We start from the raw sequence: 25,610 nt of genomic DNA on the forward strand, positions 1-25,610 counted from the left end.
AATATCTGGAAACGGTACTCAATGCGGGTCTCAAAAAACTGGGTGAAATTTAACAAAATGTTCACGCTCTCACCCTGCGTCACCAGGGGACTGCTTGATGGGCGGGGTGACGGGGCTCACATCTCGGGTAATAAAGCGGTATTCAAGCCAGGGGAAATAAACAGCCATGTTTATTGGGTATTTTTGCCAGAGCGACACTTTAATTTAAATTAACTGACACTTAAGCAAAGCGGGGTGGTGGTTTATTAAGCTCGCCCGCGTTTTTAAATATGAGTCAGTTAGCCATCGAACAGGCTGCATGGCACGTTCATTATTTAACTGAAAAAGAATGGACAGATTGAGAATGCGGTTTATCGCAAGCCGTGCGCTTCAGTGTGAGTGCGAGGTTGTGAGTGTTGGGGCTGATATCCGCCGAAAAGGGTGAGGCAAAGGCGCGTGCCATTGACTAAATTGATAGACAGTAAGGAGCAAAACGACTCCAACCTTCAACTATCACATCCCATGGGATACGGATCATGGACAGAGTACAACGCGCAGCCCCCTTTTCGTTGCAAGTGGACCTCAGACAGGTGGTTTATGCCCTGTCAGCCTCACTGGATCTGGTGGGCATTGGCGATGTGGCCCACGGTAAACGCGTCGGGATCATGGCCGCCGAGTGCGGTCGGTTTCTGGGGATGAGTGACGCCGAGCGCTGTCTGCTGTTCGAGCTCGGGGTGTTGCATGATATCGGTGTCTCCTCGACCACTACCCATCACCATCTGGTCAGCGAGTTCGATTGGGAGTCCTCCCAGCACCACTGTGAGGTGGGGTATCAGCTGCTCAAGGATTTCCGTTTGCTGGCCCCGCTGGCGCTCCCTATCCGTTATCACCATACCCACTGGTACCTGTTGCGCGAGATGGCCGATGTGGACTCCAGGGTTGCCCGTCAGGCCAACCTGATCTTTCTGGTGGATCGCTGTGATGCGCTGGCAGCACCTCATTACGCGGACGGCTCGCTGTTGATGCACACCGACGAGATCCGCGCACGGCTGCAGGATTGTCGTGACGAGTTCTTTGCCCCCGAGTTGGTGGAGGCCTTTCTCAAGGCATCCTGCTCGGAGGCATTCTGGTTGCAGCTGGAGGCTCGATCCATCAATGACTACATGCTGGAGATGTTGCAGGTGCGGGAGCCCTGTCTGACCTCGAACGGGGAGCTGAAAGCGCTGGCGCGGATCTTCTCCGGCATCGTCGATGCCAAGAGCCCCTTTACCATGACCCACTCTCTCGGGGTGAGTCGCTTGTCTCGTGCGTTGGCGGAACAGATGGGGGTGGGGGCCATCCACTGCGACATGCTGGAGATCGCCGGGTTATTGCACGATCTGGGCAAGCTCAGGGTCCCGGACGAGATCCTCGACAAGCCTGCCAGCCTGACGAAAGAGGAGCGTGCCGTCATCAAGGCCCACAGCTTCGAGACCTACCAGATCCTGCGCCACATCGAGGGATTTGAAGAGATTGCCTGCTGGGCGGCCTATCACCATGAGGAGCCGGACGGGGAGGGCTATCCGTTCCATCTGCCAGCATCCGCCATGGCGCTGGAGGCGCGTATTTTACGGGTGGCCGATATCTTTCAGGCGATGGTGCAGGACCGACCTTATCGGCGCGGGTTGCCAGCTCGTGATGCGCTGGCCTTTTTGCAACAACTGGCGGATCAGGGACGGGTCGATCCCGCCGTGGTGGCAGTGCTGACTGACCACCTGCCGCAGATGATGATGGCGGCGATCCCGACTCGCGAGGAGGTGCATGCAATATGTTGAGGGAGGCTTGGTCACTGAACCATCTTGCAGTGAGCCAGCTATGCTTGGAACAAGCCGTGCAGAATGCCGTATCGGTATGCAGAAGAGAGCTGGAATGACCATTAGGGGACAGATATGGAATCGCTAAAAGCCAAGGATTATATGCAGAGCAGACCCATCACCTTCACAGCCGACATGATGGTGCAATCTGCGGTCGAAAAATTTCTGAACAGCCATCAGCTGGGGGGCCCGGTGGTGGATGAGAAGGGCCATCTGATCGGCTGGATCTCCGAGCAGGACTGCATCGCCGTGATGCTCAAGGAGGCCTACCACTGCGAGCAGGTGGCACAGGTCAAGGATGTGATGCGCAAAGAGGTGCTGACGGTGAGGCCCGATACCAGCATTTTGACCCTGGCAGAGATGATGATGGGGCAAAAGCCGAAGATCTATCCGGTGGTAGAGGAGGGACGCCTGCTTGGGGTCATCAATCGCCACAACGTGATGCAGGCCATTCACGCCCAGCTCACCACCTGTTTTGTCCACAACACTCACGGTTGATCCTCTTTCCCTCTCTTCCAAGGCAAGCTGCGGCTTGCCTTGATTATTTGGAAAACCGCACACTTTTCATGTTATGCCATCTTACTAGGAACGTTTTTCCAGGTATGAGGATCGGCCAATCACGCTGCATTCCCATGACTTGCACTACGTTAAGGCTTGCACCGTCCCCACTCGCTCTTTAGGATCGCTCCCAGCTTATCGATATGGCCCCTCTGGGCACCTATTTAAGGAATTCGTACCTTGTCTCTCTCTATCGAGGCGCTGCGCCGCCGTCTCTCTGCCTGCATGAATCTCGACGCCCGCCGCCTCTCCAGCCGTCTGCACGGGGTCAAGAAGCTGCCTGAAGGCAAACAGGCCGCCGTGCTGGAGACCATCGCCGCCGATCTGGATGCCGCGCAAGCGCGCTATCAAGCCCGTCTGGCCGGTGTACCCAGGGTCACCTATCCGGATAACCTGCCGGTCAGTCAGAAGCAGGCGGAGATCACCAAGGCGATCAGTGAGCATCAGGTGGTGATCATCGCCGGCGAAACCGGCTCGGGCAAAACCACCCAGATCCCCAAGATCTGTCTGGCGCTCGGGCGCGGGGTGAAGGGCTTTATTGGCCACACCCAGCCACGCCGTCTGGCGGCTCGCACCGTGGCGGCCCGTATTGCCGAGGAGATGGCGTCCGAACTCGGCCACTACGTGGGTTACAAGGTGCGCTTTACCGATCAGGTGAGCGAGCAGACCCACATCAAGCTGATGACTGACGGTATCCTGCTGGCCGAGATCCAGAATGACCGGATGCTCACCCAGTACGACACTATTATCATCGACGAGGCCCACGAACGCAGCCTCAACATCGACTTCATTCTGGGCTATCTCAAGCAACTGCTGCCACGGCGCCCCGATCTCAAGGTGATCATCACCTCGGCTACCATAGACCCGCAGCGTTTCTCCCGTCATTTCAACAAGGCGCCGGTGATCGAGGTCTCCGGCCGCACCTATCCGGTAGAGGTGCGCTATCGCCCGCTGTTTGCTGATAAAAAGAGCGGCGACAAGAGTGAGGCGCTGGAGGAGCGCGACGAGCTGCAGGGGATCTTCGATGCGGTGGAGGAGCTGGCCCGCGAGGGGCTCGGGGACATCCTCATCTTCATGAATGGCGAGCGGGAGATCCGCGATACTGCCGATGCCCTGCGCAAGCTCAACCTGCGCGATACCGAGGTGCTGCCGCTCTACGCCCGCCTCTCCAACGCCGAGCAGAACAAGGTGTTCCAGCAACACGCAGGTCGGCGCATCGTGCTGGCCACCAACGTGGCGGAGACCTCGCTGACGGTACCGGGCATTCGCTACGTCATCGATCCGGGTACCGCCCGTATCAGCCGCTACTCCTGGCGCACCAAGGTGCAGCGCCTGCCTATCGAGCCGGTCTCCCAGGCCAGTGCCAACCAGCGTAAAGGGCGTTGCGGCCGGGTGGCGGACGGTATCTGTATCCGCCTCTACTCCGAGGAGGATTTCAACAACCGCCCGGCCTTTACCGACCCCGAGATCCTGCGCACCAACCTGGCATCGGTCATCCTGCAGATGCTGGCGCTTGGCCTTGGCAATATGGAGGCCTTCCCGTTCGTCGAGCCGCCGGAGTCACGCCATATCAAGGATGGCCTGACCCTGTTGAAAGAGCTGGAGGCGGTCAAAGAGCTGCCCGGCACCCGGGATCAGGAGCCGAAACTGCAGTTGACCGAAACCGGTCGCCAGCTCTCGCGCATCCCCCTTGATCCACGGCTTGCCAAGATGGTGATCACGGCGGCGCAAACCGGCTGCCTGAGCGAGGTGATGGTGATCACTGCGGGGCTCAGTATCCAGGATCCCCGCGAGCGGCCCATGGAGAAAAAGCAGGCCGCCGACGAGCAACACAGACGCTTTGAAGACAAGGATTCCGACTTCCTCGCCTTCGTCAATCTGTGGAACTACTTGAAAGAGCAGCAGGATCTCCTTGGCAGCAACCCGTTCCGCCGCATGTGCCAGAAGGAGTTCCTCTCCTACCTGCGGGTGCGCGAATGGCAGGACATTCATTTCCAGCTGCGCCAGACGGTCAAAGAGCTGGGTTTTAAAGCCAACCATGAACCGGCGGATTTCAAGACGGTACATTGCGCGCTGCTGACCGGCCTCTTGAGCCACATCGGCAACAAGGATCTGGAAAAGCCGGAGTTCCTTGGCGCCCGCAACGGCCGCTTCCACCTGTTCCCTGCGTCGGGTCTGTTCAAGAAGCCGCCCAAGTGGGTGATGGCCGCAGAATTGGTGGAGACCTCGCGCCTCTACGCCCGTATCAACGCCCGGATTGAACCCGAGTGGGTTGAGCCGCTGGCGGGCCATCTCATCAAGCTGCACCATAGCGACCCCCACTGGTCGAAGAAAAATGGCGCCGTGATGGCCAAGGAGAAGGTGACGCTTTATGGCCTGACGCTGGTCAATGAGCGCACCATCAACTTCAGCCGCCTCGATCCGGCGCTATGCCGCGAGCTGTTTATTCGCCGCGCGCTGGTGGAGGGGGATTTCGAGACCCGCCACCGTTTCTTTAGCGATAACCGCAAGCTGTTGGCCGAGGTGGAAGCGCTGGAGCACAAATCCCGTCGTCGCGACATTCTGGTGGATGACGAGGATCTCTTCCGCTTCTACGATGCCCGCTTGCCGGAGGAGGTGATCTCCGCCCGCCACTTTGACAAGTGGTGGAAAGAGGCGCAAAAGCAGGATCCAGAGCTGCTCAACTTCGAAAAAGAGATGCTGATGAAGGGGGATGCCGCCCATATCAGCGAACTCGACTACCCCAACTTCTGGCAGCAGGGGCGACTCAAGCTCAAGCTGAGCTACCAGTTTGAACCGGGGGAGGCGGCGGACGGCGTCACGCTGCATATTCCGCTGCCACTCTTGAATCAGGTGGAGGTGAAGGGGTTCGAATGGCTGATCCCCGGGCTGCGTCATGAGCTGCTGGTGGCCCTCATCAAGTCGATGCCAAAGCCGATGCGCAAGAACTTCGTGCCGGCGCCGAACTACGCCGACGCGCTGCTCGCCACCCTCAACCCGGAACAGGGGCCGCTGTTGGACGAGATGGAGCGCCAACTGCGCCGCATGACCGGCGTGACCGTCCCCCGCGAATCCTGGGACTGGGCTGCGGTGCCCGATCACCTGAAACTCACCTTCCGGGTGGTGGATGACAAGCACAAGAAGGTGGCGGAAGGCAAAGATCTGGAGGCGCTGAAAGAATCCCTGCGTGGCAAGGTGCAGGAGACCCTGTCACAAGTGGCGGACGACGATATCGAGCAGTCCGGCCTCACCCTCTGGAGCTTTGGCGAGCTGCCTCAAGAGTACAGCCAGAAGCGCGGTGGTTTTGAAGTGAAAGCCTATCCGGCGCTGGTGGATGAGAAAGATTCGGTCTCCATCCAGTTGGTAGAGAGCCCGGTGGCTCAGCAACAGCTGATGTGGGCCGGCCAGCGCCGACTGGTGCTGCTCAACGTGCCGTCGCCCATCAAGTATCTGCAGGAGAAGCTGCCCAACAAGGCCAAGCTGGGGCTCTATTTCAACCCGTTTGGCAAGGTGGCGGAGTTGATTGACGACTGCATCGCCTGTGGTTGTGACAAGCTCATTGAGCAGCATGGCGGGCTGGCTTGGGACGAAGCCGGTTTCGAGGCGCTCAAGGAGTATGTCCGCGCCGAGCTCAACGATGCGGTGGTGGAGGTGGCCAAGCAAGTGGAAGCCATACTGACCCTCTCCCATGAAATCAAGAAGCGGCTCAAGGGCAAGATGCAGCTCGACACCGCCTTTGCCATGTCGGATATCCAGCTGCAGCTGAGCAATTTGATCCACAAGGGCTTCGTCACCGAGACCGGTTGGCAGCGGCTGCCTGACTTGCTGCGCTACCTGCGTGCCATCGAGCGGCGTCTGGAGAAGCTGGCCATCGATCCCAACCGGGATCGGGTCTACATGCTCAAGGTGCAGAGTGTGGAGTCAGAGTACAAGGCGCTGCTCGCCAAAATCCCCAAATCCCAGCTGATCCCGGCCGAAGTAGCCAACATCCGCTGGATGATTGAGGAGCTGCGGGTGTCGTTCTTTGCCCAGAATCTGGGGACTCCGTATCCGGTCTCCGATAAACGGGTGCTTAACGCCATCGCTCAGTGCTAAGCTGCTATCTAACTGTTTTAACAGCACGATAGCGCGTGATGAGAAGGGGTTGCCAGTCAGTTGGCTCCCTTCAAACCGCAAGTCAGGGAGGCAAGGATGCTGGGGATCTGGTTGAGTGTGGCGCAGGTGGTGATCAGCGGTTACCAACCCATCGCGGAACAAACCTGGGTGCAGTTGAACCCGGAATATTACCCGCTGGCGCGTACCCCGCCTGCGATGTTTGTGGCCTGGCGTGGCAATCAGTTCCCGCCGCTGGCCCAGAAGCAGAAGCATGGTCGCTGGCAGATCCTCTTTCCCGCCCGGCTGGTGCCTCCTTTCGATCTGTTCGAGGGGGAGGCGCAGCTCTCCAAAACTTATCTGGCAAGGCTGCGGCGCATCGACGAGATGGCTTACGGGGTAGCCCCGGGCCAGGCTGCGGCTGGTGCAATCGTGCAGCAGGGGAGTGGTTTCCCTGGTTATAGCGCGCAATCCATCGCGCCTTTTATTGCCGAGTTCCGTACTCCCCAAGACGCGTTCGGTGGTGTCGATATTCCCACCGACACCGACGAGAGCGAACCTCTGCTGGCTCAGCTAGGCGTGACATTTCGCACCGCGGGGATGACTGGCGCAGATGCGTTGATTGGGGGGGGAATGGCGCTCGCCAGCAGCACGGCCAGCTTATCCGCAGGCAGTGACGCCATGCTCACCCTCTCGGATCCGGCAGCCGGCGGCCCACAAACCGTGTGTCATCAGGTCGCGGCAGGGGAGACCTTGTGGCGCATTGCCAATCAGCTCTCCAGTACCCAGGGGGTCGATACTTACAGTTATTTGCTGGCGCTGGTGGCGGAGAATCAACCGCGGCTTGGCAAGAGCATTCGGGTCAGAACGGGGGAGGGTCTTTACTGCCCGCGCGCCGAGACCCTGGCGCAGTTTGATGCCCTGAGCCCGGCCCAGCGTCAGCAGCAATTTGCCCGACTGGAGCAGGGGCGCTAAATGCAGAGTCGGTACCTTGTATCCGAATTTGGCCCGTGGTAGTATTCGCGCTCGTTTTGCGAGGTGCTGACCGGTCGCAGTTAGCACCATAAATTCATCCAAAAGAGATACACACTATGTCTTTCGTATTCCAAGCTGAAGTCCGTTCTGACCTGGGGAAAGGTGCGAGCCGCCGCCTGCGTCAAGCTGACCAAGTTCCTGCCATCGTTTACGGTGCAGGCAAAGAAGCCCTGTCCATCACTGTTGACCACAAGAAAATGGTTCTGGCTCAAGAGAAGCCGGAATTCTATGAGTCTGTACTGACTCTGGTTATCAACGGTGAAGAAGTTAACGTAAAAGTGAAAGCTATCCAGCGTCACCCGGTACGTTACAAGCTGATCCACCTGGACTTCGTTCGCGTTTAATAGCGAACCGTCAGGTTGAAGAAAAGCCACTCTCAGGAGTGGCTTTTTGCTATCTGGCATCTGGTGAGAGGGCTACCTGATCAGTGACAGCAATCCGGTTATCCCAGCTGACTCAGCGCCTGTTGGCAGCGCTGCTCGGCGGCATCCAGCTCCAGCAGTACCATCCTGATATCTTCCATCTGCTGTTGCAGTGTTTCCCGTTTCTCCTCGACCAGTCCCAGCATGGTCTGCAGCTGGGTGCGGCTGCTCTTGTCGGCATCATAGAGATCGAACAGCTCGCGGATCTCGGCAAGGCTGAACCCGAGCCGCTTGCCGCGCAGGGTGAGCTTGAGGCGAACCCGATCCTGCTTGCTGTAAATGCGGGTCTGTCCCTCTCTGGCGGGATTGAGCAACCCCTGATCCTCGTAGAAACGGATACTGCGCGTTGTAATATCAAATTCCCGGGCCAGCTCACTGATGCTGAAGCGCCGTCCTTCATCCTTGTTGTTCATACAGACTTCTTGGCGAACTAAATCCTGTCTGCACCTTACCTAAACGTAAACTGCACTGCAACTCTTGTTCCATCGCGTCAGAACCCCTATGTTATGGCCATGTAACAAACAGAGGTTGGCAAATGGATATTGCAATTGTGGCGGCAAAACGGACGCCGATGGGGGCATTTCAGGGGGCATTGGCTGAGGTAACGGCGCCTGAGTTGGGTGCCTGCGCCATCGAGGCTGCACTGCTGCAAAGCGGGCTGCGTCCGGAGCAGGTCGATGAAGTGTTTATGGGCAATGTGCTGGCGGCGGGTGTGGGGCAAGCGCCAGCTAGGCAGGCGCTGTTGAAAGCGGGGCTGCCTGATAGTGTGCCCGCTACCACGATCAACAAGGTGTGTGGCTCCGGCATGAAGGCGGTGATGCTGGCGGCGGATACCATTCGTCTGGGGGATAACAGGGTGGTGGTGGCGGGGGGGATGGAAAGCATGAGTCGTGCCCCCTATCTGCTGGATAATGCCCGCAGCGGCTTTCGGATGGGGCATCAAAAGGTGCTGGATCACCTCTTCCTCGATGGTTTGCAAGATGCCTATGATGGCCAGCTGATGGGGATACATGCCCAGCGCAGCGCCGATCAGGCCGGTTTGACCCGCACTGCCATGGATGAGTTTGCCCTTGCGTCGTTGCAGCGTGCCCGCGATGCACAGCAAGCAGGCGCGTTTGCATCCGAGCTGGCAAGTATCTATCGCGGTGATCGCTTGTTGCTGGCCGAGGACGAACAACCGGGCAAGGGCAGACCGGAGAAGATCCCGACCCTTAAGCCTGCATTTGGCAAGGAGGGCACCATTACGGCGGCCAATTCGAGCTCCATCTCGGACGGTGCGGCGGCGCTGATATTGATGGATGGCGCCACGGCGCAAGCCTGGCAGGTACCTGTGCTGGCACGGATAGTCGGTTATCAGAGCCACGCGGCATTGCCCGCCGAATTTACCTCCGCGCCCATTGGCGCCATTTCACGGCTGCTGGCGCGTCTGGCATGGTCGGTGGAGGAGGTGGATCTGTTCGAGATCAACGAGGCCTTTGCCATGGTCACCATGCTCGCCATGAGCGGGATCGGCATCCCTCATCACAAGGTCAATGTGCATGGGGGGGCCTGTGCGCTCGGTCACCCGCTGGGGGCGAGTGGCGCGCGCATTCTGGTGACGCTGATCGCCGCGCTGCGGCAACGGGGTTTGCGGCGGGGAGTGGCTGCGCTCTGTATCGGAGGTGGGGAGGCGACCGCCATCGCGGTCGAGGTGAATGACGCGACGAATTAGTCGGTGGCTTCCATCGCCAGCAGCTGTTCGTTGACCCAGGTGGTGGCGGCCAGATAGAGGTGACTCACCTTATCCTCGTTGAGCCCTAACTTTGCGGTTCTGGCCGTGACTCTTGACCAGTTGGCATTTTCGTAATCTTCACAAAACGCGAGGTAGAAACCGAGATTGCCTTTGCGTTCCAGCAGCGCCAGCCGAATATCTTCAATAAGGGGGATAGTGCCCAGCAGCTTATCCATCGGTTGTTCCATCAGCACATCTAGCAGGGAGAAGAGACCGGTGATAAAGGCCTGTTGTGCCTGTTGGGTCGGGGCGTGAGCATGGGCCAGCAGCTCACAGAATCGGGCGCGGATCATTGACATCTGGTAGAGCTCGGCGCTCTTGCCCTTGCCTGCACTGGTTGCCGCCACCAGCGAGACAAAACGCTTTAGCTGGGTGTTGCCCAGATAAATGGCTGCCTGACGAAATGACGAGATGGGATTGGTATGGCCTTTGAGGTGGTTGACGTAACGCAGCAGCTTGAGGGAGAGGGAGATATCCTGACCGAGTAGCTGCTCAATCTTGTTGATATCAGGCTCTGTCTCGTTGACCACATTGAGCAGTTGCATCACCACGACCTGCGCCGGCTCCATGGTCGCTTGCTTGACCATCTCGGGGCGACTGAAGAAAAAGCCCTGGAACAGCTGGATCCCCAGCTGTTTGACCCGCTCGAACTCTGCCTTGTCCTCCACTTTTTCCGCCAGATAGGTAAGCCCCAGCGTCTGATGCCGCTGGATAAACACCTTGATCTGCAGCAGGGAGGTGGCGCGCAGATCAAACTTGATGATGTGGATAAAGGGGAGGAATCGTTCCCAATCCGGTGACATGGTGAAGTCATCGAGCGCCAGCTGATAACCCAGCGTGTGCAGCTGTTTCACTTTTTCCAGCAGGGCATCATCCGGTGGGGAATCTTCCAGAATCTCAATCACCACTTTTTCGGGCGGCAGGCACTCTGCCAATCCCTCCAGCAGCAGTGAGTGGGGAAAATTGATAAAGCAGGGGCGGCCCCCCAACAGCTGATCGATATTCTGTTGCAGGAACTGTTCGACCACCAGGCGTGATGTCGCCTGCTGGGATGAGATACTCGGGAAGACATTATTCAGACTATCGCGAAAGAGCAGCTCATAGGCATGGGTATTGAGGTCTCTGTCGAGGATCGGCTGTCTTGCTACGTAGGAATACATGCCTTGCTCCAGTATGGGTACTGGGTTGATTTTATGGTGTTGCAGAACACTATGCCAGTATTCACCTTATTGAGTAAGGCAATAATTGGCATAGCGTTTTTCTGCAGGGCTGGAAGTTAGAAGAAATAGCTCAATTGTGCACCAGCCAGCCAGGCATCCCCTTCGGAAGTGCCCTGGAAGGTGGAGGTCGTCAGCGGATTGCCCGGTTGCAGCTCCATTTTTTCGGTGACATCCACCTTTTTGCCATCGATCAGGGTCAGCCCCAGATCCACGGTCAGGTTGGGCGTGAACTGATACCCCATCCCCAGGCTGTACCAGAGTCGATCGGCATCCGGGATGGAGATGGTTCGACGATCGGCGGGCACCGGGCTGGCGTCATAGGCCACTCCGGAGCGCAGTTGCCACTGGGGAGTGACCTGATAGGTCATACCGACGGCATAGCGCCAGCTATCTTCCCAGTGCTCATCCTTGATGTGCATGCTCTGCAAATTGTTGAGATCAGCTTCCAGCTGAACGAATTTGCTCCAGTTGGTCCAGTTCAGGCTGCCGTGGAGAGCCAGTTTGTCAGTCAGTTGATGGAATGCTGCCAATTCTGCCGTCGCGGGTAGTGGCAGATCCAGACTGCCGGTATCTCTGAGCTCGGTAACGGAGCCGTCTGCATTGGATCGGCCCACAATAGCGTCACCCGAGAGCGTCAAATTGACATCGTGACGATAGGAGAGGCCGAGCCGGGTTTGCTCCGACAGTTCCAGCAAGGTGCCGACATTCCAGCCCCATGCCCAGCCATCCCCTTGCAGATGTTTTGCGATCAGGTTGCGAGAGGGGAAGGTGCCGCCGACCTCGCCTTCGCCCTGAATAGCGGAGATCCCGGCACCGATTGACCACATCTCATTGATCCGATAGGCGAGTGAGGTACCCAGATCCATGGTCTTGATATCGGAGACATTGCCAAAGTGTCCGGCGCTGTAGTTATCCGGCATCTTGACGCCAAGACCGTAGTAAGAGGTTGCCGAGAAGCCGAGGCGCCACTGTTCGTTGAGTGGAATGATGAGATAGGCGTTAGGAACCCAGGCCGCGGCTGCAATATCGTGTGCACTGGCATCGGAAGTGACGATGCCGGGTTTGGTCGGCAAGCGGGTGTTGCCTTCAATATTGACATCAGGACTGACATAGATGGCGCCGCCAGAGAGCGCCATCTGATTGAAGCGGGTCATGGCAGCCGCATTGCGGGAGAGCACGCTGGCGTTATCCGCGATGGCGGCCTCACCGGCAAAGGCGCGTCCCAGGCCTGTAGCGGACTGTTCAGCCAGCTGGAACCCGGCGGCATGGGTCTGACCCGCGATCACCAGCAGGGCGATGGCGGACGGTTTGATGATGGGATGCATGACAAAATCCTTGCTGTTACCCGAAGGTTAAATAGGTCATATGAATGGAGGCAGGATTTTATATGGTATGACCAGCAAGGCAACGGACATGGTGGGTCTCAGGACAAAACAAGATTTAATGCTGGGGAGAAGCACTCTAATAGTTTGATTAAAAAAGAAAAATAAACACGTGTGTGCTACATCTGTGCGCTGAAATGGATTTTATGGACAAAAAAAGAGCGCCTGATGGCGCTCTTTCCATTTTATCAATAATCAGAACTTCATGTTGAACTGAGCAGAGGCCAGGAAGGCGTTGCCGTGGGAAGTACCCTGCCAGCGAGTAGTGCTGTCATGTTTTGGCAGACCTTCGTTGACGTCAACTTCTTTGCCGTCCAGATATGCCATACCAAAGTCAACGCTCATATCGGTGTTGATGTGGTAGGTGGCACCTGCGCTATACCAGATACGGTCTGAGTCGGGGATACTCAGGCTACGGTATTCGGCTTCGATCGGGCTATTGTCATAGGCAAAGCCCAGACGAGCTTCCCAGGCCGGATTGATATACCAGGTACCACCGATGGAATAACGGAGGGAATCTTTAAAATTCTCGGGTTTTTGCAAGCATTGGCCAACAATTGCGCCATCTTTACAGCCACTGCTGGTTGCTTTCAGTTCTTCAAACGCACTCCAGTCTGTCCAGTTGACGGAGTAATGAACTGCAAATTGCGGATTAAGACGGTGATAACCCGCAAATTCTGCCTGAGCTGGCAAATCCAGCTTCAGGTTACCATCTACGGTTTTAAATACAGGCTTGCCATTCTGGAGACCTGCTACGCCGGCAGTCGAGCCCTGAAAATCACCATCAAAGCTCATATCCACTTGTGAGCGATAAGTCAGAGCAAAACGGTGGTTTTCGTTGACTTCATAGAGAGTTCCAACGTTCCACCCGAAGCCCCATGTGTCACCTTTGAGATGTGCGACATTTGTATCTTTCGGGAGCCCGCTTAGATTAAAACCGGCAAAACGGTTGAGCTCCGCAGCACCGTAAACAGCGTTAATACCTGCACCAATGCTGAATTGTTCGTTGATACGATAGGCAATATTAGGGTTGATATTGAAGGTGACCAGCTCTGTATTGCCTGCCGCTGAACCCGCATTGAATGCCTCAGAATATTCGGTAGACAGGCCGTAATTTGAAAATAGGCCGATACCCCAAGCCCATTGGTCATTCAGCGGCTGAATAAAATAAGAGGCGGGGACGAAAGCGGCAGGCGCAATACCACTTTCACTGGCTGGGAGAACCCCACCTATTTTGCCCTCAACATCCACATCCGGTTTGATGTAGGTGCCGGAGACAGAGACCGCCATCTTGTCGAAGGTGGTCATGGCTGCAGGGTTACGGGCCAGTACGGAGGCGTTGTCGGCGATAGCCGCTTCACCGGCATAGGCGCGACCCAGACCGGAGGCCGAGTGCTCGTTCAACTGGAATGCCGCGGCATGGACTTGACCGGTGGCCAGCGCGATGGTGGCGGCAATCAGGCTCTTCTTGAAAATAGTTGTCGTCATGGTGTTCTCTCTTGTAGGCAGATTTTTTTGCCGATATTGGCTGCACGTTCAATGCAAACCCCGACAAAATCCGTTTTTATTTCAGCTTCTTCCCAATCAATTCTGGCGTGATTCTATGGATCTGGTAGGAGGTAAGAAATCAGACCAGTGACAGCAGAATACATAAAAGTGATCGATGTGTTAATCATTTGTTTTAACTTGCTGTTTAATTCATCAGTTTCATAGGGTAACGGCGGATTATTGACCTGGATTGCCGATCCAGGTCACAAAAATAATTTTGCCGATTTTTCGATTTTTCGATATTTTGAGGCAAATGAGCGACAACGCGGGGGAAACGGTGGGAAACAGGCAGCCGCTCGTGACGGCTGCCTGTCATTCAGGTCTGATCAGGCTTTGTTAAATGGCCCACTGCAGCTGTGACTGTAGTGCGCTGGCAACGGGTGCAAGTGGCTCTTTCATCTCGCCAATCAGCACCATATTGGCCCCTTTTAGCCGGACTATCTCCCCTTTGAGGGTGCCATCTTCAAAGTTGGCCTGTTGCAGGGTTAGCGGGACATGTTTGGGCACGATAAAGAGGGTGACTGGCCCCATCTCTCCCCTGATCACCATATGCAAAGCTGGCCCCTGATAAAACGAGCAGTGATTGACATAGGTCACCTTCAGTCCATCCATCTCCTTCAGGGTTACTCCGTACATCTCCAGCTTGGCATTGATGCTCTGCAAATTGACCCGTTCGTCGATACCCTGGATAAAGGGCGCTTCGCCATAGACGTGGGCCATGGCCACTTGTGCGAGGGAGAGGGCCGTGGGCGTCGTCTCTGGCAGCGAAATCCAGCGGGTGCTCATCCCCAGCAGGAAGGCGACCGATGCGGCCAGGGCGATCTGGCGCCAGGATGTCGATGTCCGGATCTTGACTGGCACTGTACCAAGGGGTCGGGATGGCGGCATATCATCTTGCGTGTCACTGTCTTGCAGCATGGCTTGCCTGAGCAGGATCCGCTCGGCCAGTCCGGCGGGGACCTCTACCTGCATGGCGCGCTTGAGGCTTCTGTCGAACTGCTTCATCTCGTCGAGGTAGTTCCGATTGGCCTGGCTGACTTCAGCGGCTTTGAGAAAGTCCGGCTGTTGATCGTTGGGCTGGATCATGGCGTTGCGGCGAAATTCGAGTTCATCCATGTCCGTGTCCTCTTGCTTGGTTCTTCTGCTCCATCGCCTCCTTGATCTGGTTGCGGGCGCGAAACAGTCGGGTCATGACGGTGTTCTTGTTGAGGCCGAGCATCTCGGCGATCTCTTCACCACTGAATCCTCCCACGACTTGCAGCAGCAGTGGCTCCTGATACTCCTCGGGCAGACGGGCGATGTGACGGTGCAACCACTCGTGCTCCATCTGCTGTTCGTTGTGCAGCGTGTCGTGCTGGGGCTGAGGGTGATCGTCGAGATCCACCAGCTCCAGCTGTTTGCGTTCGAAGCGGCGGGCGTTCTCCCGTCTGAGGATGGTGATCAGCCACCCCTTGGCCGCCTTGTCATCTTGCAGGGTATCGATCGCCTTCCAGGCACGCAGGAAGGTCTCTTGCACCAGATCTTCCGCCATGTTGGGATCCCGGGCCAGCCAATAGGCATAGCGGTAGAGATCGCCGTGCAGTGCATGAACCAGTGCTTCAAATTTGGTTTGTTTGTCAGCCATGGGATCAGAGACCGGCGAAGTGGCCGGATCATTTCCACCAATATGCTGCCGAGCACGTTTTTTTCTAAAAAACAGCAGTGCCATAGGGCAATCCTTGTCAGGGGGCGTGGCGGCGGGAGCGAGCACTCCCGTGCGCCAGCAGGTAAATCAGGTGCGCAATACCGGCGCTTTCATCAGCCCTGAGGGTACGCGCCAGAGTGCGCCACTCGATGGGCTGGCCAGAAGAGGGCCGGGAAAAACAGGCTCGCTCGAGTTCACCAAGCGCGTTGCCGACCCGATTATGCCCAGCGCCAGGCAACTGGCCTGATTGATAACAGGGGACTTGCCAGCGCAAACTCGCCCACTGGATCAGCGCCTTGCGACTGGCATCCGGCTGATGTTGGCCAAGGGCGCGCTGCAGTCTATAGAAGGCGTGCCAGCGGGGCCCGTGGCGCCATAGTGCACGCAGTGCCAGGGCCAGTACGACCCACCAAAGGCTCTCTCGCAGCGGCATCTGCGGGCGCTGAGCATCAGGTTGCGAACGTGTCGCTGGCTGGAACGTCAGCGTGATGGCGGGCAGGCTGGCCTGCTCAATCCGGCCACTTTGGGTATTAAACCAGGGAAGGTCAATGGGGGGGAGCTGATAGTCGCCGCTCTGCTCCGCGACCAGGGTCTGGCGCCATTGTCGCTCAAACAGCAGCTTGCCTTCGCGGTAACGCTCCTGCTGTTGCTCACCATCGGGATGAGCCTGCACACCCGTGGGCAGTTGATGGGCCAGCAGGGGGGTAAGCTGGATCTGGCCGCTGTCACCATTTTCCATGGTCAGGGTGAGGATCCGGATCAGCGGTTCACCGACTTCTCCCGTGGTGGCCGGTTCAAGCCGCTGGCTCAGGATCAGCCGGGTGGCCACAGGCGTGGCGGGGGCCTTGTCCACCCTCACCTCGAGTGGTGCTGCGCGGGCCGAGAGCCGTTGCGCTTTTCCCCCTTGCTGCGCGACCTGCCCCTGCAAGCGGGGGGAGTCGAGGTGCCAGAGCCCCGGCGCCTTTGCCTGAACGAGCCAACTGCGGGTGAGCCTGCCGGGCAGACCTGCCTGAGCGGGGGGGATCCACTCATCGCTACCGAGGCGACGGATGGTGAAGTGGGCAGAACTGAGCTCGCTCAGCGCCGGGTTTTGCATACTGGTGGGCAGCCACAGGGTCAGCCGGTAGATCACTGGCTGGCCGGGATAGAGCGGGCCCTGATGATCAAGGCTTGCCTGCATCTCGAGGGGCGAGGGGGCTGCGGGCTGTGGCAGCGCGGCTGTTTTCGCCTCTCTCAGTGGCAGGGTGAGCGAGGGGGTGAACTCATTTCCCAGCTTGAGCGGGGCAATCACCACCTCTGTATCAGTGGGTGAATTGCTCTGGTGCAGCGGGATCTGCCAGCGAGTCAGTTGTTGTACCGGGGTCGTGACCCGGCTCATGGTCACTCTGCCCACCGCAAACTGGCGCAGTAGGGGGGTGATCTCCAGCTCGCTACTCTGGCGCTCGCCATCCGCTTCGATGATCAGCAGCCAATCGCTGGGGTCGGCCCCCGGCAGCAACTCTGCCCGAGGGGGCAAGGCCCAGCAAAGTGGACTCGCCAGTGCGAGCAACAGTCCCCATCCTGCCCGCGTCACCAGGGCTCCTCCACCTTGATCAGATCCCGGCGTAGTGCCTCTTTGCGCAGTCGCTGCTCCAGCAACAACACCGGGGGAGAGGGTGGCAGGGGCATTGCGGTCACCTGCTGATCCGCCGCTGGTTCGGGCTGCTTGCTGCTGTTGCTGGTGTCGGGAGCGGCCGCCGCACCGCCTTGTAACAGAGAGAGGTTATAGAGCGCATCTTCATGGCCGGGCTCCAGCGCCAGGGCGGCCAGATAGGCCTCCTTGGCTGCCGCAAACTCACCCAGTTGCAGCAGGGCATTGCCGCGGTTGTAGTGGGCGGTGGCGCTCGCCGCTTGCTGATAGGCTGTGATGGCTTGCCGGTAGGCACCGGCCCGATACCAGGCATTGCCGCGCCAGACCGGATCATTGAAGGTGCGGGCAGCCCGCTGAAAATCCCCCTCTTGATAAGCCTGCATTGCTTGCAGATCCCCTCTCTCTACCGCTTGCAGATCTTGTGGCGCAAGCAGCTGCGCTCCCATCATCAGCACCACCATCAACCGGGCACCGACTCTGGCCAGCAAGGCCAGCGGTAATAAAGGGATCAGCAGCCAGGGGCCAAGATCCAGTGGTGCCGGGGTGAGGGCCGAGGTCGTAGTGGGGAGGGAGGCAAATCGGGGGACGTCGCTGCCAAGCCACTGCAGCTCACCGCCGAGGCGATTGGCCAGGGCGGCAATCGCCTGACTATCAGGGGCGGGTAATTGCGCGGGCATGCGGGTGGCAAACCCCAACTCATTGGCCGGGATGGCTGGCATGGGGGCCGGTTGACCGCTGTTGGCGAGCAGAATATCGAGGCGTGCCGACTGGGTGTCGCGGCAAAGAAGGCGCTGCTGGCAGGGCCATAGCGCGGCGATTTGGGTCATCTGGTTCGTGGTGAGGTCGTCGGTGATCAGCAGCAGACGCGCCTGTTCACCGGGAGCAATCTGCTTCATGGCAAGTTCCACAGCCCTTGCCGGGTTGCTGCCCTGCAGCGGCATGATATCGGGGCGCAAGTCGGGCAGCAGCAGCGAAAGGGCTTGATGATCCCGGGTTGGCGGCATGGCGAGGTAGGCATCGCCCGCGTAGAGGATCAGCGCAATGCGTTCACCCTTGGCGTGGCTCAGCAGCTGCTGTAACTGCCATCTGACCCGGGTCGCCCGATCCGGTTTGAGGTCGATGGCGGTCATCGAGCGTGACAAGTCCAGCAGCCAGATATCGAGCGGTGCCGCAGGCTGCTGTTGCAGCTCACCGCGCAGTGCCGGTCCACTCAGGGCCAAAATGACGGGCAGGGTTGCCAGCCAGAGCCAGGGGCGCTGAGGACGGGATGCTGGCAGCAGATAAGCCTGCATCGCAGGCGCGAGCAGCGGGGGCTGGCGACGACGACGCCACCCTTGCCAGAGCCAGGGGATGAGTGCGATCAGCCACAGGGGGCGAAGCAAGATCAGCTCCATCTGCGCGCGCCTCGTGCCAACCCGCTACGCACCTTGCGAAACTCCAGCCTGCCGCGCCCTGATGGCAGAATCAGCAAACCACAAAGCAGTGCCAACGGCCAGGGGTAGAGCTCGATCACCGGCTGGTAGTGGGCAACCGGCATGGGGGCCGGTTCCAGGGTATTGAGGGCTGCGTTGATGGCATCGAGATCGCTTTGGGTTCGCGCCCGAAAGTAGCGTCCCTGGCCTGTCTGCGCCAGCGCTTGCAGAAGCGGCTCGTCCAGTTCGCTGCTGGGATCGGCCTGACCGCTGCCCGCTTCATCGTAGGGTTGGATAAAGGTATCGGGATCGGCACCGACCCCCAGCGTATAGATCCGTATTCCCTGCGCCGCGGCGAGTTTGGCCTCTTGCAGCGGATCCGCATTGCCTGCGGTATTGCGGCCATCGGTGACCAGCAGCAGGGCCGTGGGGCGACCAGGATCCCCATGCTGATGTGCAAGCTGGATCGCTTCGCCAAGGGCGGTGGTACGGCCAACCAGATCAAAATCGAGCTCGTCGCTCAAGGTCAACAGCGCCGGGATCTCCTGAGTGAGGGGAGAGAGCAGGTAGGCGTGATCGGCAAAGACGATAAGACCAACCCTGTCTCCGGCCCGTTTGGCGATCAGCGCCTTGATCTGCTGGCGCACCGCCGTCAGCCGCGCTTGTTGCTCGCCGTTGTCGAGCATATCAGGGGTGCGCATGCTGTCTGACAGATCCACCGCCAGTAGAAGATCCCGACTCCCTTCATATTGGATAACCGGTTCTCCCCACCACTGGGGGCGGCAGAGGGCGAGGATGAGGGCACCCCAGAGCAATATAGCGCGCCAGAGTGGCAATCCGGCGTGGGGACGCAGCAGCGCAAACCCGGGGTGAGCCAGATAACCGCGGCGTAGGGGCGGCAATCCGAAGCGCACCAGCAAGGGCAGCACCAGCGCCAGCGCAAACCAGGGCCAGGCCAGGATCATGAATGCCTCCGCGTGGCTTTGCGCCCCGAGCGAGGGGAGAGCTGCAAAAAGAGGGTTTGACCCCAGCGGCGATAATATTGCCGCAACTGTTCGCACTGCTCGCGGCTCGGGTTCTGGCTGCCATAGAGCCAACTGCGCCAGTGAGGGGCGAACAGGCTGAAGTCGCTGCCGCCGTGACGATCGACAAAGGCGAGCCACGCCTCTCCCTGCAGCTTGCGCGCTTCGGGCCAGCGTTGCAGCGCTTCATGACGCAGGGCTTCCTGTATGCGTGCAACCAGCAGCGCCGGATCCCCCTCCAGCTGGCGGCACCAGCGGCGGTAACGTATCACCCTGAGGGCAATCAGGACGATCAGTAGCAGCAATAAGCCGGTGATCAATAGCCACAATAGCGCCTGTACCCGAGGATCAAGACTCTGTTCAATCAGATCAGGCCCCGGGTGGATGTCGCGCATCAGGGCGGTCAGCGGCGGGGTAATGGCCTCGGAGGCGGGGCTGGCGCTGTCGAGTTCGGCGGGCATGATCATCCCTGATGACATAACCCCTCCTGCCACTGTTGTTGCAGCGTCTGGCTGTTATCGAGCAGGTATAGGCGCTGTACCAGCGGCAGCAACTGCTGCTTGCTGTGGGCCAGCTGCTGCTCGGCGGCTTGGCGGTAGCGGCGGGAGAAACCGGCATGGCCTCCATCCAGCCAGCCCTGATAGTGTTGCCCGGGCCGATCGATGGCCACCGGCAGTTGGCCGCCTCGGGGAAGGGCTGCCTCGAGGGGATCGCGGATCTGCCAATAGTGAATATCGTGGCGCCGCGAGAGCAGCTGCAGCTGCTGACAGAGCGCCGACTCGCAGGGCCTGTGATCGGTGATGATCGTCAACTTGGCTCCGTGAGGCAGCTTCAGGCCGGACAAGGTAGCGCCCAGCGAATGGGATAGTGCTCGACGTGCCAGTCCTTGCTGATAGTGATGGCAGAGGGATTCGAGCAGGGGCAGCACGCTGCCGCGCTGGCTCTGGTGTTGGGGAATAAGCCCGTGGCAGATCAGGGTATTGTGCTGCTTCATTCCTTGCCAGATCAGGGCTGCCGCCAGCTCGCACCCCAGGCGCGCCTTGAGCTGCAGCGTAGAGCCAAAATACATGGCGGGAGAGAGATCGAGCAGCAGCCAGTGCGCCTGATCGAGCTCCTCGCTATAGAGGCGGGTATAGGGACGACCGAGGCGAGCCGTCACTCGCCAGTCGATGTGGCGTACCTCGTCACCAGCCTGATAGGCGCGCAGCTCCCGAAACGTGAGCCCGGGGGATCGGCCCGGTTTGCCCCGTTCGCTGCTGCTTTTGCCTGCTCTCGGTCTGGCTCTGGCATTGGCCCAGAGCCGGATATTGAGCAGCCGTGGCAGTGACAGGGCAATATCGGGATGCAGACCGGGATCTAGGGGCATGGCACCTGATCCAGCAGTTGGGCGATCAGGATATCGTTATCCAGATTGTCAGCCAGTGCCTGATAGCTGGGAATAAGGCGGTGGCGCAGCACCGGATAGGCCTGCAGCTGGATATCTTCCGGCAGCACATAATCACGTCCCGCGAGCCAGGCACGGGCGCGGGCAGAGCGAGCCAGCCCCAACGTGGCGCGGGGGCTGGCCCCCACGGCAATCAGCGGTTCAAGCGCCGGGCACAGACCGCTGCCCGGGCGGGTGGCACAGACCAGCTCCACCAGATAGTGCTCCAGTCGGCTTTGCATGGTGACCGTCAGCACGTCGCTGCGGGCACGTTGCAAGGTGGTCTGGCTCAGGGTCACCGGCGCCTCGCCAAGCTGCTCGCCGCTGGCGTTGAGCTGCAAGATGGCCAGCTCCATGGTGGGGCTCGGGTAGTCCACCATCAACTTGAGCAGAAAGCGGTCGAGCTGAGCCTCCGGCAGGGGATAGGTGCCCTCCTGCTCGATGGGGTTCTGGGTCGCGGCCACCATAAAGAGCGGCGGCAGCCGCCAGCTCTTTTTGCCCACGGTGATCTGGTGCTCGGCCATGGCTTCCAGCAGCGCCGATTGCACCTTGGCCGGTGCCCGGTTGATCTCGTCTGCCAGCACCAGATGGTTGAACAGGGGGCCTGGCTGGAATACAAAACTGGCATCCTGCGGGTGGAACACCTCGCTGCCAGTCAGATCGGCGGGGAGCAGATCAGGGGTGAACTGGATGCGAGCGAAACGCCCCTCGACAGCGCCAGCAAGCGCCTTGACGGCGCGGGTTTTGGCAAGCCCGGGCGCCCCTTCGATTAACACATGTCCTTCACATAACAGGGCGATCAGGAGCCCTTCGATAAGCTCCTCCTGCCCCAGAATCTGACTGCCAAGATAGTCCCTAAGTGCGCTGAACTCGGCCGCTGCCATGCGATAAACCCGTTGTTTTTATGGAAGTTGATCTTTTTATACTCCAGTTGCTCCCCAAGGGCGAGCAAAGGGGCCTTGCCGTGCTTAATTTAGTTTCAATCAGCTGTATGAAACTTGTGATTGGATTGTTAAGATGTGGCGCAATGAGGTCAGACCTCTGCCTTTTAAACCAAGGAGCCAGGATGAAACAGCCATTGAAACTGACGACTCGCCAGGGCGAACGGATTGCCGTCGTGGCGGGGCTGCGAACCCCCTTTGCCAAGCAGGCCACCGCCTTTCATGGCGTGCCTGCAGTCGATCTCGGCAAACTGGTGGTGAGCGAGTTGCTTGCCCGTACCGATCTCGATCCCATGCTGATCGACCAGCTGGTGTTTGGTCAGGTGGTGCAGATGCCGGAAGCCCCCAACATTGCCCGCGAGATCGTGCTCGGGACCGGCATGAGCGTCACCACCGATGCCTATAGTGTCTCTCGCGCCTGCGCCACCAGTTTTCAGGCGGTGGCCAACGTCACCGAATCGATCATGGCCGGAACCGTGGATATCGCCATCGCCGGCGGTGCCGACTCCTCTTCCGTGCTGCCCATCGGGGTGAGCAAGACGCTGGCGCGCGCCCTGGTGGATCTCAACAAGGCGCGCAATCTGCAGCAGCGCTTCAATATTCTGCGTCAATTGCGGGTCAAGGATCTGCTGCCGGTGCCGCCTGCGGTGGCGGAATACTCCACTGGTCTCTCCATGGGGCAGACCGCCGAGCAGATGGCCAAGAGCCACCAGATCAGCCGTGAGGCGCAAGATGCGCTGGCTCACCGCTCCCACACCCTGGCCGCGCAGGCTTGGGCCGATGGCAAGCTCAATGGCGAGGTGTTTACCGCCCATGTGCCGCCCTACAAGTCACCGCTGGAGCGGGACAACAACATCCGTGAAAGCTCGGATCTCGCGAGCTACGCCAAGCTCAAGCCGGTGTTTGACCGAGTCCATGGCACAGTGACGGCGGCCAACGCCACGCCGCTTACTGATGGCGCCGCCGCCGTGCTGCTGATGCGCGAAGGTCGGGCGAAAGAGCTGGGTCTCGAACCGTTGGGTTACATTCGCAGTTTCGCTTTTTCGGCCATTGATGTCTGGCAAGACATGCTGATGGCGCCCTCCTATGCCACACCGCTGGCGCTGGACAGAGCCGGTATCACGCTCAGCGATCTGACCCTGATCGACATGCACGAAGCCTTTGCCGCCCAGACTCTGGCCAACCTCAAGATGTTTGCCAGCCACGAGTTTGCCCGTGACAAGCTGGGCCGCGATCAGGCCATCGGCGAGGTAGACATGGACAAGTTCAACGTCCTCGGCGGTTCGCTGGCTTACGGCCACCCCTTTGCCGCGACCGGTGCGCGGATGATCACCCAGACCCTGCACGAGTTGCGTCGTCGCGGTGGGGGATTGGGGCTCAACACTGCCTGCGCAGCGGGTGGATTGGGCGTGGCTATGGTGTTGGAGGTTGAATGATGAGCGCTAAGACTTTTTCCCTGGATGTTCGCAAAGATGGCATCGGAATCCTCACCATGGATGTGCCGGGCGAGAGCATGAATACCCTCAAGGCCGCCTTTGTGGAGGAGATCCGCACCGTACTGGCCGAGGTCAAACGCAACAAGGATCTGATCGGTCTGGTGATCACCTCCGGCAAGAAGGACTCCTTCATCGCCGGTGCCGATATCACCATGCTGGCCGCCTGCACCAGTGCCAAGGATGCCGAGACCCTGTCGCGGGAAGGGCAGGAGATCTTTGCCGAGATCGAGGGGCTGACCATTCCGGTGATCGCCGCCATTCACGGTCCCTGCCTCGGTGGCGGGCTGGAGTTGGCGCTGGCCTGTCATGGCCGGGTGGTGACCGAGCACGGCAAAACCGTGCTGGGATTGCCGGAAGTGCAGCTCGGTCTGCTGCCGGGCTCTGGCGGTACCCAGCGTCTGCCGCGCCTCATCGGGGTAGCCAAGGCGCTGGATCTGATGCTGACCGGCAAGCAGGTGCGGGCCAAACAAGCCAAGAAATTGGGGCTGGTGGACGATGTGGTGCCGCCTTCCATCTTGCTGGATGCTGCCATCAAGCTGGCCAAGAAGGGTAAACCGCGTCATCAGTTGAAGCGGGATCTGCAGGGCAAGGTGCTGGAGACCAACAAGCTGGGTCGCAAGGTGCTGTTCGATCAGGCCAGCAAGGGGGTGAAAGCCAAGACCCGCGGCAACTACCCGGCGCCGGAGCGGATCCTCGAGGTGGTACGCATCGGTGTGGAGGAGGGGATAAAGGCCGGTCTGGCTGCCGAATCCCGCCACTTTGGCGAGCTGGTGATGACGGCTGAGTCTGCTGCACTGCGCTCCATCTTCTTTGCCACCACCGAGATGAAGAAAGAGGTTACCTATCAAGGGGCCGAGCCGCGCAAGGTGGCCCATGCCGCCGTGCTGGGCGGTGGGCTGATGGGGGGCGGGATCGCGTTCGTCACCGCCACCAAGGCGGGCGTACCGGTGCGGATCAAGGATGTAGCCAGCAGTGGCATCGGTAATGCCATGCGCTACAGCTACGACATTCTGGCCAAGAAGCTCAAGCGCCGTCACATCCTGCGCAGCGAGCTGGAAAAGCAGATGAGCCTGCTGACCGGTACCCTCGACTACTCCGGTTTCCACCGGGTCGACATGGTAGTGGAGGCTGTGTTTGAAGATCTCAATCTCAAACACCAGATGGTGAAAGACGTGGAGCGTGAGTGCGGTGAGCACACCGTGTTTGCCTCCAACACCTCCTCCCTGCCCATCAACCAGATTGCGGCAGAGGCGGCGCACCCGGAGCGGATCGTGGGGCTGCACTACTTCAGCCCGGTCGACAAGATGCCGCTGGCGGAGATCATCCCCCACGCTGGCACCAGTGCCGAGACGGTCGCCACCACCCTGGCCTTTGCCCGTGCTCAGGGCAAAACGCCCATCGTGGTGAAGGACGAAGCCGGTTTCTACGTCAACCGCATCCTCGCGCCCTACATGAATGAAGCGGCGCGACTGGTGCTGGAAGGGGAGCCGGTGGAGGTGCTGGACAGCGCACTGCTGGACTTTGGCTTCCCGGTTGGCCCCATCACCTTGCTCGATGAGGTGGGGATCGACGTGGGTGCCAAGATCTCTCCCATTCTCGAAAAAGAGCTGGGTGGCGAGCAGTTCCAGGCACCCAAGGCGTTCGACAAGCTGCTGCAAAACGATCGCAAGGGACGCAAGAACGGCAAGGGCTTCTACCTCTATGGCAAGGCAGCACCGCGCAACAAGCTGACCGGTAAAGAGGGCAAGAAGACGGTGGACGAGAGCGTCTATGGCGTGCTCGGCATCAAGCCTTCTGCCAAGCTGGCCCGTCAGGAGATCGCCGAGCGTTGTGTGCTGCTGATGCTCAACGAAGCGGCCATGGCGCTGGATAGCGGTGTGGTGGCGTCGGCTCGTGATGGCGATATCGGGGCCATCTTCGGCATCGGCTTCCCGCCCTTCCTCGGCGGCCCGTTCCGTTATATGGACACGTTGGGGATCGATCATCTGGTTGGCCGTCTGGAGTATTACCAGAAGCGCCACGGCGACCGGTTTGCCCCCTGTGCCCGTCTCAAGGCGATGGCCGCAGAGCAGCAGACCTTCTACTGATAACCGCTGCAGATTGACCGCGCAAGGCAAAGAGGCCCGCACACCATGCGGGCCT

The 25,610-nt window shown here is 59.3% G+C and carries 21 protein-coding genes; 9 read left to right on the forward strand and 12 right to left on the reverse strand.

The features are described 5' to 3' along the window. The 6 genes from OKC40_RS11190 to rplY all read left to right on the forward strand — a co-directional run. A partial coding sequence (locus OKC40_RS11190) for a hypothetical protein (RefSeq protein ID WP_270795259.1) occupies positions 1-213 on the forward strand: 213 nt, incomplete at its 5' end. 302 nt (positions 214-515) lie between these two features. Beyond that, positions 516-1,793, forward strand: a complete 1,278-nt coding sequence (locus tag OKC40_RS11195) for an HD domain-containing phosphohydrolase (RefSeq protein ID WP_270693437.1) — start codon at positions 516-518, stop codon at positions 1,791-1,793. 114 nt (positions 1,794-1,907) lie between these two features. After that, positions 1,908-2,330, forward strand: a complete 423-nt coding sequence (locus OKC40_RS11200; protein ID WP_042060467.1) for a CBS domain-containing protein — start codon at positions 1,908-1,910, stop codon at positions 2,328-2,330. Positions 2,331-2,570: 240 nt separating this feature from the next. Next, positions 2,571-6,485, forward strand: a complete 3,915-nt coding sequence (gene hrpA, locus OKC40_RS11205) for an ATP-dependent RNA helicase HrpA (RefSeq protein WP_270795260.1) — start codon at positions 2,571-2,573, stop codon at positions 6,483-6,485. Between the two features lie 96 nt (positions 6,486-6,581). Then, entirely contained in the window at positions 6,582-7,457 is an 876-nt protein-coding gene (locus OKC40_RS11210; RefSeq protein WP_270795261.1) for a hypothetical protein, read from the forward strand. A gap of 116 nt (positions 7,458-7,573) precedes the next feature. Next, complete coding sequence (rplY, locus tag OKC40_RS11215) at positions 7,574-7,861, forward strand: 50S ribosomal protein L25 (protein ID WP_033136429.1); 288 nt, start codon at positions 7,574-7,576, stop codon at positions 7,859-7,861. A 98-nt stretch (positions 7,862-7,959) separates the two neighbouring features. Here rplY and OKC40_RS11220 read toward each other — a convergent pair whose 3' ends face one another. Then, entirely contained in the window at positions 7,960-8,352 is a 393-nt protein-coding gene (locus OKC40_RS11220) for a MerR family transcriptional regulator (protein ID WP_005360322.1), read from the reverse strand. A 122-nt stretch (positions 8,353-8,474) separates the two neighbouring features. Between OKC40_RS11220 and OKC40_RS11225 the strand changes: the two genes are divergently transcribed. Next, a complete protein-coding gene (locus OKC40_RS11225; protein WP_182937531.1) occupies positions 8,475-9,650 on the forward strand; it encodes a thiolase family protein in 1,176 nt (391 codons plus the stop codon). Here OKC40_RS11225 and OKC40_RS11230 read toward each other — a convergent pair. From OKC40_RS11230 to OKC40_RS11280, 11 genes are all read right to left on the reverse strand, one after another. After that, positions 9,647-10,870, reverse strand: coding sequence for an EAL and HDOD domain-containing protein (locus OKC40_RS11230; RefSeq protein ID WP_042060457.1), 1,224 nt, complete (start codon positions 10,868-10,870; stop codon positions 9,647-9,649). The genes OKC40_RS11225 and OKC40_RS11230 overlap by 4 nt on opposite strands. A gap of 116 nt (positions 10,871-10,986) precedes the next feature. Beyond that, complete coding sequence (locus tag OKC40_RS11235) at positions 10,987-12,255, reverse strand: OmpP1/FadL family transporter (protein WP_182934132.1); 1,269 nt, start codon at positions 12,253-12,255, stop codon at positions 10,987-10,989. 252 nt (positions 12,256-12,507) lie between these two features. Next, the gene (locus OKC40_RS11240) at positions 12,508-13,800 is read right to left on the reverse strand and encodes an outer membrane protein transport protein (protein WP_075113546.1); all 1,293 of its coding nucleotides are present in this window, start codon (positions 13,798-13,800) and stop codon (positions 12,508-12,510) included. 396 nt (positions 13,801-14,196) lie between these two features. Continuing rightward, positions 14,197-14,976, reverse strand: a complete 780-nt coding sequence (locus OKC40_RS11245) for a DUF3379 domain-containing protein (protein WP_182937529.1) — start codon at positions 14,974-14,976, stop codon at positions 14,197-14,199. After that, the gene (locus OKC40_RS11250) at positions 14,969-15,568 is read right to left on the reverse strand and encodes a sigma-70 family RNA polymerase sigma factor (protein WP_182937527.1); all 600 of its coding nucleotides are present in this window, start codon (positions 15,566-15,568) and stop codon (positions 14,969-14,971) included. Before OKC40_RS11250 ends, OKC40_RS11245 begins: the two co-directional genes overlap by 8 nt. Before the next feature lie 13 nt (positions 15,569-15,581). Further along, positions 15,582-17,093 (reverse strand): BatD family protein, encoded by a 1,512-nt coding sequence (locus tag OKC40_RS11255; protein ID WP_182939752.1) that lies wholly within the window; start codon positions 17,091-17,093, stop codon positions 15,582-15,584. 20 nt (positions 17,094-17,113) lie between these two features. Continuing rightward, positions 17,114-18,568, reverse strand: coding sequence for a VWA domain-containing protein (locus OKC40_RS11260; protein ID WP_234602226.1), 1,455 nt, complete (start codon positions 18,566-18,568; stop codon positions 17,114-17,116). Then, the gene (locus OKC40_RS11265; protein WP_270693444.1) at positions 18,559-19,551 is read right to left on the reverse strand and encodes a VWA domain-containing protein; all 993 of its coding nucleotides are present in this window, start codon (positions 19,549-19,551) and stop codon (positions 18,559-18,561) included. The genes OKC40_RS11260 and OKC40_RS11265 overlap by 10 nt, the downstream gene beginning before the upstream one ends. Next, the gene (locus OKC40_RS11270) at positions 19,548-20,087 is read right to left on the reverse strand and encodes a DUF4381 domain-containing protein (protein ID WP_234602230.1); all 540 of its coding nucleotides are present in this window, start codon (positions 20,085-20,087) and stop codon (positions 19,548-19,550) included. Before OKC40_RS11270 ends, OKC40_RS11265 begins: the two co-directional genes overlap by 4 nt. Continuing rightward, on the reverse strand, positions 20,072-20,974 hold the full coding sequence (locus OKC40_RS11275; RefSeq protein ID WP_234602232.1) for a DUF58 domain-containing protein: 903 nt from the start codon (positions 20,972-20,974) through the stop codon (positions 20,072-20,074). Before OKC40_RS11275 ends, OKC40_RS11270 begins: the two co-directional genes overlap by 16 nt. After that, positions 20,965-21,915, reverse strand: coding sequence for an AAA family ATPase (locus OKC40_RS11280; protein WP_234602233.1), 951 nt, complete (start codon positions 21,913-21,915; stop codon positions 20,965-20,967). Before OKC40_RS11280 ends, OKC40_RS11275 begins: the two co-directional genes overlap by 10 nt. A gap of 182 nt (positions 21,916-22,097) precedes the next feature. Here OKC40_RS11280 and fadI point away from each other — a divergent pair, with 182 nt between their 5' ends. Both fadI and fadJ read left to right on the forward strand, forming a co-directional pair. Beyond that, positions 22,098-23,408: an acetyl-CoA C-acyltransferase FadI gene (gene fadI / locus OKC40_RS11285; RefSeq protein ID WP_139408547.1), complete on the forward strand. Its 1,311-nt coding sequence runs from the start codon at positions 22,098-22,100 to the stop codon at positions 23,406-23,408. Next, entirely contained in the window at positions 23,408-25,555 is a 2,148-nt protein-coding gene (gene fadJ / locus OKC40_RS11290; protein ID WP_270693467.1) for a fatty acid oxidation complex subunit alpha FadJ, read from the forward strand. Before fadI ends, fadJ begins: the two co-directional genes overlap by 1 nt. The last annotated feature ends 55 nt before the right edge of the window (positions 25,556-25,610 follow it).

It is taken from the genome of Aeromonas sp. QDB11 (assembly GCF_027705265.1).
Taxonomy (GTDB): Bacteria; Pseudomonadota; Gammaproteobacteria; order Enterobacterales; family Aeromonadaceae; genus Aeromonas; species Aeromonas allosaccharophila.

What these genes read in the sequence shown, in the direction of transcription:
- OKC40_RS11265 (WP_270693444.1), bottom strand. Translation starts at nt 19,551, where the DNA reads ATGATCCTGGCCTGGCCCTGGTTTGCGCTGGCGCTGGTGCTGCCCTTG.
- OKC40_RS11240 (WP_075113546.1), bottom strand. Translation starts at nt 13,800, where the DNA reads ATGACGACAACTATTTTCAAGAAGAGCCTGATTGCCGCCACCATCGCG.
- OKC40_RS11250 (WP_182937527.1), bottom strand. Translation starts at nt 15,568, where the DNA reads ATGGCACTGCTGTTTTTTAGAAAAAAACGTGCTCGGCAGCATATTGGT.
- OKC40_RS11270 (WP_234602230.1), bottom strand. Translation starts at nt 20,087, where the DNA reads ATGTCATCAGGGATGATCATGCCCGCCGAACTCGACAGCGCCAGCCCC.
- OKC40_RS11260 (WP_234602226.1), bottom strand. Translation starts at nt 18,568, where the DNA reads ATGGAGCTGATCTTGCTTCGCCCCCTGTGGCTGATCGCACTCATCCCC.
- OKC40_RS11220 (WP_005360322.1), bottom strand. Translation starts at nt 8,352, where the DNA reads ATGAACAACAAGGATGAAGGACGGCGCTTCAGCATCAGTGAGCTGGCC.
- OKC40_RS11230 (WP_042060457.1), bottom strand. Translation starts at nt 10,870, where the DNA reads ATGTATTCCTACGTAGCAAGACAGCCGATCCTCGACAGAGACCTCAAT.
- fadJ (WP_270693467.1), top strand. Translation starts at nt 23,408, where the DNA reads ATGAGCGCTAAGACTTTTTCCCTGGATGTTCGCAAAGATGGCATCGGA.
- OKC40_RS11245 (WP_182937529.1), bottom strand. Translation starts at nt 14,976, where the DNA reads ATGGATGAACTCGAATTTCGCCGCAACGCCATGATCCAGCCCAACGAT.
- OKC40_RS11195 (WP_270693437.1), top strand. Translation starts at nt 516, where the DNA reads ATGGACAGAGTACAACGCGCAGCCCCCTTTTCGTTGCAAGTGGACCTC.
- OKC40_RS11200 (WP_042060467.1), top strand. Translation starts at nt 1,908, where the DNA reads ATGGAATCGCTAAAAGCCAAGGATTATATGCAGAGCAGACCCATCACC.
- OKC40_RS11210 (WP_270795261.1), top strand. Translation starts at nt 6,582, where the DNA reads ATGCTGGGGATCTGGTTGAGTGTGGCGCAGGTGGTGATCAGCGGTTAC.
- OKC40_RS11235 (WP_182934132.1), bottom strand. Translation starts at nt 12,255, where the DNA reads ATGCATCCCATCATCAAACCGTCCGCCATCGCCCTGCTGGTGATCGCG.
- OKC40_RS11275 (WP_234602232.1), bottom strand. Translation starts at nt 20,974, where the DNA reads ATGCCCCTAGATCCCGGTCTGCATCCCGATATTGCCCTGTCACTGCCA.
- OKC40_RS11280 (WP_234602233.1), bottom strand. Translation starts at nt 21,915, where the DNA reads ATGGCAGCGGCCGAGTTCAGCGCACTTAGGGACTATCTTGGCAGTCAG.
- fadI (WP_139408547.1), top strand. Translation starts at nt 22,098, where the DNA reads ATGAAACAGCCATTGAAACTGACGACTCGCCAGGGCGAACGGATTGCC.
- OKC40_RS11225 (WP_182937531.1), top strand. Translation starts at nt 8,475, where the DNA reads ATGGATATTGCAATTGTGGCGGCAAAACGGACGCCGATGGGGGCATTT.
- rplY (WP_033136429.1), top strand. Translation starts at nt 7,574, where the DNA reads ATGTCTTTCGTATTCCAAGCTGAAGTCCGTTCTGACCTGGGGAAAGGT.